The 9,381-nt window shown below is 56.9% G+C and carries 6 protein-coding genes and 1 pseudogene; 3 read left to right on the top strand and 4 right to left on the bottom strand.

What is annotated here, in order from left to right; all coding sequences use genetic code 11:
* Positions 1 to 96 (top strand): annotated as a pseudogene (locus QO034_RS20745) (ATP-binding protein); the annotation flags it as partial.
* 66 nt (positions 97 to 162) lie between these two features.
* Here the strand turns inward: QO034_RS20745 and QO034_RS20740 are convergent.
* Genes QO034_RS20740 through QO034_RS20730 form a run of 3 tightly spaced genes read right to left on the bottom strand, consistent with a single transcriptional unit; the run spans position 163 to position 2,755 of the window.
* On the bottom strand, positions 163 to 585 hold the full coding sequence (locus tag QO034_RS20740; RefSeq protein WP_284487438.1) for a type I restriction endonuclease: 423 nt from the start codon (positions 583 to 585) through the stop codon (positions 163 to 165).
* Positions 586 to 627: 42 nt separating this feature from the next.
* A complete protein-coding gene (locus QO034_RS20735) occupies positions 628 to 1,869 on the bottom strand; it encodes a restriction endonuclease subunit S (protein ID WP_284487439.1) in 1,242 nt (413 codons plus the stop codon).
* Entirely contained in the window at positions 1,859 to 2,755 is an 897-nt protein-coding gene (locus QO034_RS20730; protein ID WP_284487437.1) for a class I SAM-dependent DNA methyltransferase, read from the bottom strand. The genes QO034_RS20735 and QO034_RS20730 overlap by 11 nt, the downstream gene beginning before the upstream one ends.
* 185 nt (positions 2,756 to 2,940) lie before the next feature.
* On the opposite strand from QO034_RS20730, the gene QO034_RS20725 reads away from it, so the two are divergent.
* On the top strand, positions 2,941 to 3,150 hold the full coding sequence (locus tag QO034_RS20725; RefSeq protein ID WP_284487436.1) for a hypothetical protein: 210 nt from the start codon (positions 2,941 to 2,943) through the stop codon (positions 3,148 to 3,150).
* 595 nt (positions 3,151 to 3,745) lie between these two features.
* Here QO034_RS20725 and QO034_RS20720 read toward each other — a convergent pair.
* Positions 3,746 to 5,467, bottom strand: a complete 1,722-nt coding sequence (locus QO034_RS20720) for a ParB/RepB/Spo0J family partition protein (protein ID WP_284487435.1) — start codon at positions 5,465 to 5,467, stop codon at positions 3,746 to 3,748.
* Between the two features lie 438 nt (positions 5,468 to 5,905).
* On the opposite strand from QO034_RS20720, the gene QO034_RS20715 reads away from it, so the two are divergent.
* Positions 5,906 to 9,310: a TM0106 family RecB-like putative nuclease gene (locus tag QO034_RS20715; protein WP_284487434.1), complete on the top strand. Its 3,405-nt coding sequence runs from the start codon at positions 5,906 to 5,908 to the stop codon at positions 9,308 to 9,310.
* Positions 9,311 to 9,381: the final 71 nt, after the last annotated feature.

The raw sequence follows: 9,381 nt of genomic DNA, 5'->3' as shown, positions 1-9,381 counted from the left end.
ATTCTGGAAACCGGCAACGACAGCTACCGCTACAAAGCCAGCTCCGAGGCCGCCAAGAAAACGAGAAAGGAGACGCCGGCATTGACCACAACATGACCGCTGAGACATAAACAAGGGCGGGCCAAATCTCGGTGAAAATACCGGGTCACTTCTCAGCGGAAATCAACACTTCGGGTCCTTGCCTTTGATGGCGACCTCATCGGCAACACCCATGTCGTTGGCGGCGGGTTCGGTCCAGTCGACAAAACGGACGGTGATCGGGGCCTCGCCCGGTCCGGGGGCGACGGGGACGCCGTAGCGGAGCATCTCGTAGAAGCTTTGGTTCGCCTCATAAAGCTTCGTGCCCTCCATCCGCGCCTCGCGCTTCAGCAGGGTGATGGCTTGAGCAACGACCTCCGGCGCGTAGCCGCGGGACAGAAGCCATGGGCGCAACAGCTCATCCTCGATATTGGCGTTGCCGTCGCGCTTCTGCCAGTCGCCGAGGTAGCGCCAGCCGAGACCCCCGGGGGCGTCGGTCTGCTTGTCCGAGAGCAGGTCAATCACCCGGTTCTGCGCTCTGCGTTCCGCCTCGCCGATCGTGCTCATGACCCTGCCTCCGTTCTGGAAATCACTCGTTGAAAAATGTCGTCAGACCAGCCTGATCCGTCCGGTCAAAAGGTTCTGCATCATGCCCTCCTTCACCTGCCGCGCCTTTTCGAGGCGGGTGTCGAGGGCGTGGATCTCGGCATCCATGTCGTCAAACACGTGAGCAAGTTTCATTTGCTCATCCTTGCAGGGTTTCGGCATCTCGATGGCTCGAATGTCCTTCAACGAAATACCCTTTACAGTGCTTCCACCGGCACTTTCCTCAATCTCGCGCTGACGTAGTTCGAACATCAACTGATAGAATCGGGGAATACATTCATCGATGAAGAAAAGTGCTTTGAGGTCTTGGTTGATCGCTACATCGACATTCATGATGGTTGTCTTGCCAACAGCCATTCTGGTGCAGAGGATCAGCGTCCCAGCCGGGATGCTCGCCGAAGCGCTATTTTTCAATCCCTGTTCGGTTATGGATTCTAAGGTGCCATGTCTGGATCCGACGGTAAAGTCCTTCACCGTCATCCACGGAATGTTCCCATCCCAGTATTCTGCAATGGTTCTACTCGGCGTTCCGCCGCCAGTGGCTCGCAGGAGTAGATCGTTTAGACTCAAAGTCGACCATTCCCCCGAGAACCCCGGAAGGCGGCGCTTGGCGGTCAGGAGGTCCTGCATCGCGCCCTGCTTGATGAGCCGTTTCTTGTCGATCAGCCGCTCCAGCCCCTCGATCAGCGCATCCGCATCCGAAAGCGCCTCGGCGATGGCTTCCTGTTCCGCCATTGGCGGCACCAGTATCTGCATGTTCTCAAAAGTCGGCATGTAGATCGTGTTGTGCGTGCTGCCGGCCATCAAGCGCTGCCACTCAGGTTCCATGGCCCTGAAGAGATGAGCGAGATACGCGTTCAATAGTCTTGGACCGCACACATAGCAGGCGAAATCCTGGCTGGTCGCCATCTCGCGTCCCAAAACGGCAACCTTACCGATTGTTGCCGTTCGCGATAACGCGACTGTCCCCTTCGGCAAAAGCCGAGCCGAAGAGTTCGCCAGACCCAGAGCTGAGATCGTCATCCTCGTGTCGAAGAGCGTCTTACCCTCGATGAGCTTTGAGTCGTGAAGTGAGAGCCATGGGATTTGGCCATCCCAGTATTCGGGCCGATTGCGACTTGGGGTATGGCCGCTTTCAAGCTTTGCGAGATCGCAAAGTCTTTCCAGGGTCCAATCCTGAGGCTCTTCCGTTGGGGCAGGATGTATTCGGCCGATGTGCCATCGCGAAAGGAGATCACCCGGCATACTCATTCTGAAATGCCCATTGCGGCGAGATGGTCAGCCACCTTCGCCTCCAAGCCGCCGATCTTCTCGGCGATTTCAGGAAGGGTTTGGCGACGACGAAGTCGAAGCTCTGGAGCTTTGTCTCGTCTTTGGGGTCAGTGAACTGGGGCTCCCCGATGACATCTCCCTGGGCGATGTCTGCGTCCTCTCGCCCGTGCATGATCATGTTCATCTTCGCGAGGCCGCGGGTCGTGATGTCGAACTCCTGCCCGTAGATGGTCAGTGGGACAACCGCTGCATCGGCAGCCTTGAGAAGCAGTGAGCCTGACCCGCATGTCGGATCATAGACGGTCTGCTGTGGGCTGTCCGCGCGGTTCACACCCGCGACGGCGGCGACCACTCGGGAGACCTCGGCGGGGGTATAGAACTGGCCTTTGCTCTTACCGGACTCCGTCGCGAAGTTCCGCATCAGGTATTCGTAGGCGTCGCCAAGGATGTCGTCGCCGTCGGCCCGGTTGCGGCTGAAGTTGAGCTCGTCCCGACTGAAGATGTTGATCAGCGCGGTGAGGGTCGTGACCATCTTGGCCCCGCGGCCGAACTTTTCGGTATCGTTGAAGTATGCGCGGTCGATGACATTCTTCAGGTCGTTGGCCTCGGCAATCCCGGCGATGGCGATGTCGATCTTCTCGCCGATGTCCTTGGTGCCGCGCAGCTTCCGGATGTCTGCGAATGAGCATCCCTCCGGAACCTCGATGAGCGCGTCCGGCTTCCCGACCCGATCAGACACATACTTCAGGAAGAGGAGCGTGAGGATGTAGTCCTTGTAGAGGGAGGCATCCATGCCGCCGCGGAGCTGGTCGCAGCTGTCCCAGAGTGACCGGTAAATGTCGCTTTTCTTGATTGCCATCGCTGCCGCCGATTATTCTTGGCCTCTCTGAAAGAGGCGATTTCCGTTTTCGGCCATATGACTTGATCGACTGGTCGCTCTCAAGCGTTTTGCGTCCGCGTCTCGACGCATAATGCAATGGCGGTTCCGGATCCCATGGTTTCCGCCATCTATGCGGCTGCGCGGCAATCTGATACGGTCAGGCTATGTGTGATGACCCCGGATGTTTTTCATCTCGTGAGCGCGCGGCTGAAAAAGCCGAAGCGCGTGCCAAGGATGAAGCGCGCCTTGCAGACGGCGGCATCACTCGCGCTGCACTCTCCCGTGAAAACGGCATGCTCTTGCGGGGCAAGGTAACCTACAAGGGACCTTCCCAGCGGATACAGCGCTTGGCAAAAGAGCTCGACGACGAGTGACCAGGTAGCGTGGCCTGTTCGGCGCGCCACACCGGACGGCCCACAACAAGCCAGTGGGGGCCGCTGCGCGGATCGCCGAGCCGATCAAGTCGACACGAGAGTCGTCGACCTTAGCGCCGTGTGATACAAATTGTGATACAGACAACGCACGCCCCGAACTAAAATGCGCGTCAGAGCAAGGGAAAACAAGAACATATGCTGGGACAAATGGTGCCCGGGGGCGGCATCACAGAGCAATGCGATTTCAATGCCTTAGAGATCGGTGGGACAGTTTTTCTTCCCATGGTTTATTGAATCTTTTCGGCTTTGCGTCCCACCAGTCTGATGATCGGCGCCGCCTTGGAAGAGTGAAAACAATGGGCGCATCGAAGCCATACCCCCAACTGTACCCCCAATTTCGATAGCTTCGTAAATCAAAGACTTAGCGCTTCAGTTCGATTCCGCGTTTGGGAATCAAACTGAAGTGTAGCACCAGGCTTCTCCGTTCTACCGCCCCCAGGCGAGAGAAGCGAAAACCCATCGACAACTTCCCCCAAACAAGAAGGCGGCGCGGGCTGTGAAGCCCGCGCCGCGCGAAAATCAGGCTGCTTTGCGCCTATGCTGCTTCGGCAAGCAAGTCGGCTTCGTCCTCCTCGTCCTCGATCTTATCGCCGCGCGGTGCATCGGGGTCGATGGCAGGGAAGTGCATGGCTTCGGGAAGCCAGTCCCGTGCTTTCTGCTGATCGTCAGCAAGTTCGGCCAAGCCGCGCACCTTTTTGAAGTACCTCACCATGGCTGTGACCAGTTCGGATTTTTTGTAGCCGCCGCCATTGCCGAACAGTCGCGTCATCGCTGCTTCGCGCAGCACACTGCCGAGTTGCTTTGCCGTGCGGCGTGACAAGAACCAGAGATCAGGTGTCCAGTGCTCCCGCATATCTACTGACAGATCGCAAGCCACGCGGTTGAAGATGCTGTGCTCATATTTGTCGAGAGATTTGACATCGCGCTGCCCGAACGTGACCGCTGACAGGAAGGCAAAGAGCCGCATCAGTTCATCATCCGAAAGAGGTTGCACGAGGTCATAGGCACGCTCGACAGAACGGGCACTCGACAGCAGATTGTAATAGGTCGCGCCCTGCTTCTCGATACCAAGAAGACCACAGAGCGCCCCTGCTTCGGCATTGATCGCAACAAGATGTGATGCGTCCTCGCCGAGGTCGGTCAGATAACGAAGACAAGGGTGCGCCGCTGCTTCATACAGCATCTGTGCAACGCCGATCTCCCTGGCCTTGCGGGGATTGCCGACCAATTCGGCCTGAACCGCCGCGCTCTTTTGCATGGCAATGTATTCGCAGACGGTGCTGGCATAGGTCGGCTTGGTCTTGCCCTTTAGGGTATCGGCAACCTCTGTGTCGATGGTTCGGCGAAGCAGTCCTTCATGGATTTCCACCTTGCCCTCGGGAAACAGGCAGACGATCACCCCTGCTGACTGGCCTTCTTCGGCTTTCCTGAACTGCCAGTGTTCAAACCGCCCTTCGAGCAATTCTGCCCAATCTGCCGTTTTGTCATGTTCGCGGACAAGGTCGGTCGCGGCCTTCTTTTGCAAGGCATAGAACTGGTCTGCGTCATTGAAGAAGGTGGTGTCGTCTGCGCCGAACAAGTCCTTGGTGAACGAGCCGTCATATTCGTTTACATCGAAGATTGCCATGGACAGGCTGGGCAACTCACCGAGCAAGCGGTCGCGGATATCATCTGCGGACTCGCACCAGCCTTTGATGACATCTTTCAGCAAGTCGTCTTGGGCATCATGGTTTCCGACTGACAGGGCTTCGGCCTGTGAGACGGTGATCTCGCCATTCGTGAAGGCTTTAGTGACAGTGGGGCTAAGGTTCAGCAGCGCCATACGTCTGCGCAACGTGGAAACGGAAAGACCCGTCTTGCTGACAATGTCTTCCAACTTGCCGCCGCCCTCGGCGAGTGCTGCAATCGCGTTCGCTGCTTCGAGCGGCGAGAGGTTCTCTCGTTGCACGTTTTCGACCGTGGCGATGCGTTTGGTGTCGTCTTCTTTCAGACCTTCCCTGACCTCGACAGGTACGGTCACGTCTTTGGGAAGATGCCCCTGTTCGATCAGCAGATTCATGGCGCGAAAGCGGCGTTCACCGCTGATAATCGCGTATTTGCGTTTGCGGCCATCTGGTTTTGCCGCCACAAAATTCTGCAACAATCCGTCTGTCAGGATGCTTTGCGCCAGTCCCTCGATCTTTTCCTGATCGAAGTGCTTGCGCGGGTTGCCTTCGGTGGGTTGCAGCTTGTTCAAAGCAATCATTTCAATAGTCATGGGTATTCCTTTCGGTTTGGGTTTCGATCTGCGCCCTTCTGCTTGTTCGACTTTCGAAAAATCAGAGGGGTCGCATGAACCCATGGCCAGCGCCGAGCGTCCCAACAAAAACCCGGCCCATGCTCTTGGGGCGGGGTTAAAGGACGTTCGACTGAAGAGCAGCGGCTCCAAAGGTTCGCCCCTGATCGGTACGACAGGGGCGCCAAAGGCGTTCAAGCCACACGGCCATGGCGGCCAGGCCAAAGGCCGCAGACGGCATGGGTGGTGCGGGCAGCGCAGAACGAACCTATTGGGCTATGCCGCTGAAATTCAGTGTAAGCTGGAAGACAGGGGTGATGCGAACATTGTCGCGAAAAGGAATCGAATGTGTCCGCACGACTTTTTGGAGCAACCACTCCAAGATTGCGCTTCGATCCTTGACCCTGCTAGTATTGCGTGATGAAAAATCTCAATGAATTTATTCAGTTAAGTGCATCTGACCTCGTAGGCCATTTGAACTGTGCGCATATGACCGAGCTTGACCTCGGTGTAGCGACAGGCGCTCTCAAGAAACCGAAGGTCTGGGACCCACTTTTGGAGATTCTGCGCGAGCGCGGACTGCGCCATGAGCTGGGCTTTGTGGAGCACTTGCAGGATCAAGGGCTTTCCAGCCAAAAAATTGAGGGCGTTGATGTGACTGCCGATGCGGTCGCCCAAACAATCGCCGCCATGGCGGCCGGAACAGAGATTATCATTCAGGCCGCCCTTCAACATGGAAGATGGGCAGGGCGCGCCGATATTCTTAGACGTGTCGAGACCCCGAGCAATCTTGGTGCCTGGTCTTATGAGATAATCGACACCAAGCTTGCCCGAGAAACCAAAGCAGGTTCTGTCCTGCAGCTCTGCCTGTATGCCGACCTGCTAAGAGAAGCGCAGGGCATTGCGCCCGAGTATGTTTATGTCGTGGCGCCGTGGTCAGACTACGAACCCCAGGCGTTCCGGTTTGCGGACTATGCAGCATATTTCAGGAAAGTGAAGGCGGCGGCAGAAGCGGCAACGCTTGCTGACGCACCGCCAAGCCTCTACCCCGAGCCCAAAGAACATTGCGATATCTGCCGTTGGCGTGAGCGCTGCGAAACTCGTCGCCGTGATGATGACCACCTTTGCCTGGTCGCTGGCATCAGCAAGACCCAAACAGCCGAGCTGCAAGAACACGGCATCACCACTGCAGCGGCGCTTGCCGCAATGCCGTCGCCGATGCCCTGGAAACCGCAAAGGGGTTCAACGTTCTCCTATGAGAAAGCGCGGGAGCAAGCCCGTATCCAGATAGCGTCCCGCGAGGCAGGAGAGCTTGTCTACGAACTCTTGCCCATCGTTCAGGATATCGGACTGTGTATTCTCCCCGAGCCGTCGCCCGGCGACATCTTCTTTGACATCGAAAGCGACGCCTTTGTGGGCGAGCACGGCATCGAATATCTGTTCGGCTACAACTACCTCGATGACAACGGCGAATGGGCTTACACCGCTGATTGGGCGCTTGACCGTGAGTCAGAAAAGGCGATCTTCGAGCGCTTCGTTGATTTTGTGACCGCGCGGCAAGCACAGCATCCGAACCTGCACATCTACCATTATGCCTCCTACGAACAGGGTGCACTCAAGAGGTTGATGGGCCGCTATGCGACCCGGGAAGCGGAGATTGACGACTTCCTGCGCGGAAATATATTGGTCGATCTCTACGCCGTAGTGCGCAACGCCCTAAGAGCAGGTGTTGAAAGCTATTCGATCAAGAAGCTTGAACCGATCTACGGCTACGCCCGTCAAACCGACCTCCCCGACGCGAATCTTGCCCTATTCAGCCTGCAGGCCGCGCTTGAACTCGGGGACATAGAGTCCATCAGCGACGAAGACCGACAGACTGTCCAATCCTACAATCAGGACGACTGCGCCTCGACGGTCGCGCTGCGCGGCTGGCTGGAAGAAAGAAGGCAGGAACTGATCGATGCGGGTACTGATGTACCTCGCCCCGATCCGTCAGAGGTCCAGGTGAGTGAAGAACTGACCGAACGGCAGGAAGCTATTCAGGCACTCATTGTGCAGCTAACAGACGGCATTCCGGCGGACGTCGAGCAACGCACCGCAGAACAGCAGGCGCGATGGGTACTTGCCTATCTACTTGATTGGCACCGCCGCGAGGACAAGGCGACTTGGTGGGAGTTTTTCCGCCTCAAGGCGCTAACGCCCGAGGAGCTGATCGATGAACGCGCCGCTCTGTCGGGTTTGACTTTTGTCGAGCGCGTAGAAACCACCGCGAAGGGCATCCCTACTGACCGTTATCGGTTCATTCAGCAAGATACCGATGTGCGCGTTGACAAGACGCTCAAACAGGCGGGTGGCGATGATTTCGGGACATCGGTTGCGATCAACAATGATGAGCGGACAATCGATATCAAGAAGATGGGCAAGACGGCCGATGTTCACCCCGAGGCTGTTTACGTCTTTGAGAAATACGGGAACAAGGAACAGGCAGACGCGCTGTTCAGGATCGGCACCTATGTCGCCGAGAACGGCATCGAGGGAGACGGGTCATATCTCGCCGCTCGCGCTCTTTTGCTTCGCGAAGCGCCGCGCCTTGGTGGCCAGCCCATCAGGCAAGCGAGTGAGAATCCTCTAGACGCTGCGCTGCGCATCGCAAGCCACATAGATGGCGGGATACTCCCCATCCAAGGGCCGCCCGGAACGGGCAAGACTTTCACAGGAGCTCGGATGATTTGCCGCCTCGTGGAGCGCGGCAAGACGGTGGGCATCACCGCCAACTCCCACAAGGTCATCCGCAACCTTCTGGATGAAGTGGTCGAAGCCTCGATTGAAATGGGCATCGATCTGAAATGCATCCAGAAGCCGAAGGATTTGGAACCGAACCAAGATCGCCTGTTCTTTGCCAAAAATAACGGGGATGTCTTCTCCGCACTTTCGGCAGGTAACGCAAAAGTGGCAGGAGGAACAAGCTATGTGTGGGCAAGGCAGGATGCCGCCGAAACTCTCGATGTTCTGGTCGTGGATGAAGCGGCACAGGTGTCATTGGCCGACGTTTTGGCAGTATCCCAGAGTGCGAAGACGCTGATCCTACTTGGCGACCCGCAGCAACTAGATCAGCCAACGCAAGGCTCCCACCCTGATGGAACCGAAGTGACCTCGCTGCAGCACGTTCTGGGAATAGAGCACACAATCAGCGATGACCGAGGAATGTTCCTGGAAGAAACTTGGCGGCTGCACCCTGATATTTGCGCGTTCAACTCCGAGCTGTTCTACGATGCAAAGCTCGAATCCAAGCCCGATTGCCAAAAGCAGGAGATCAAGTCCGACGGCAAGATAAGCGGCAACGGTTTGCGGTTCCTGTCTGTGCCCCACACGGGAAACAAGAGCTATTCGCTGGAAGAGGCAGAAGCCACGGCAGCCCTGGTTAACGAGATTCTTGCGAGCAGTCCTACTTGGGTTGACCGTAAGGGGGATGAACGACCACTGACACCTGAAGATATTCTGATCATCACGCCTTACAACGCACAAGTGTTCGAGATTCAGCAGCGTCTTCCCGGCGCGCGTGTCGGTACGGTAGACAAGTTTCAGGGGCAGGAAGCGCCGATTGCCATCTACTCCATGGCGACATCTAGCTACGCCGACGCCCCGCGCGGCATGGAGTTCCTTTACAGCGCGAACCGCTTTAATGTCGCGATTTCCCGTGCGAAATGTATCGCCATTCTGATTGCATCACCCGACATCTTCGAAGCTGACTGCAAGACGCCAAGGCAGATGCAGCTGGCGAATGCATTTTGTCGGTATCTCGAGCAATGCCTACTCGTTGCATAATTGCAAAGCGATCCTAAGCACTTACCAACGCTACGACCTATTGCCGATTGCACTCGCCTTCGAAGCCAGAC

Origin of the sequence: Sedimentitalea xiamensis, assembly GCF_030164465.1 — a bacterium.
GTDB classification, from domain to species: domain Bacteria; phylum Pseudomonadota; class Alphaproteobacteria; order Rhodobacterales; family Rhodobacteraceae; genus Sedimentitalea; species Sedimentitalea xiamensis.
Note: the sequence above shows the minus strand (reverse complement) of the source record. Positions and strands in the feature narration are given on the sequence as shown.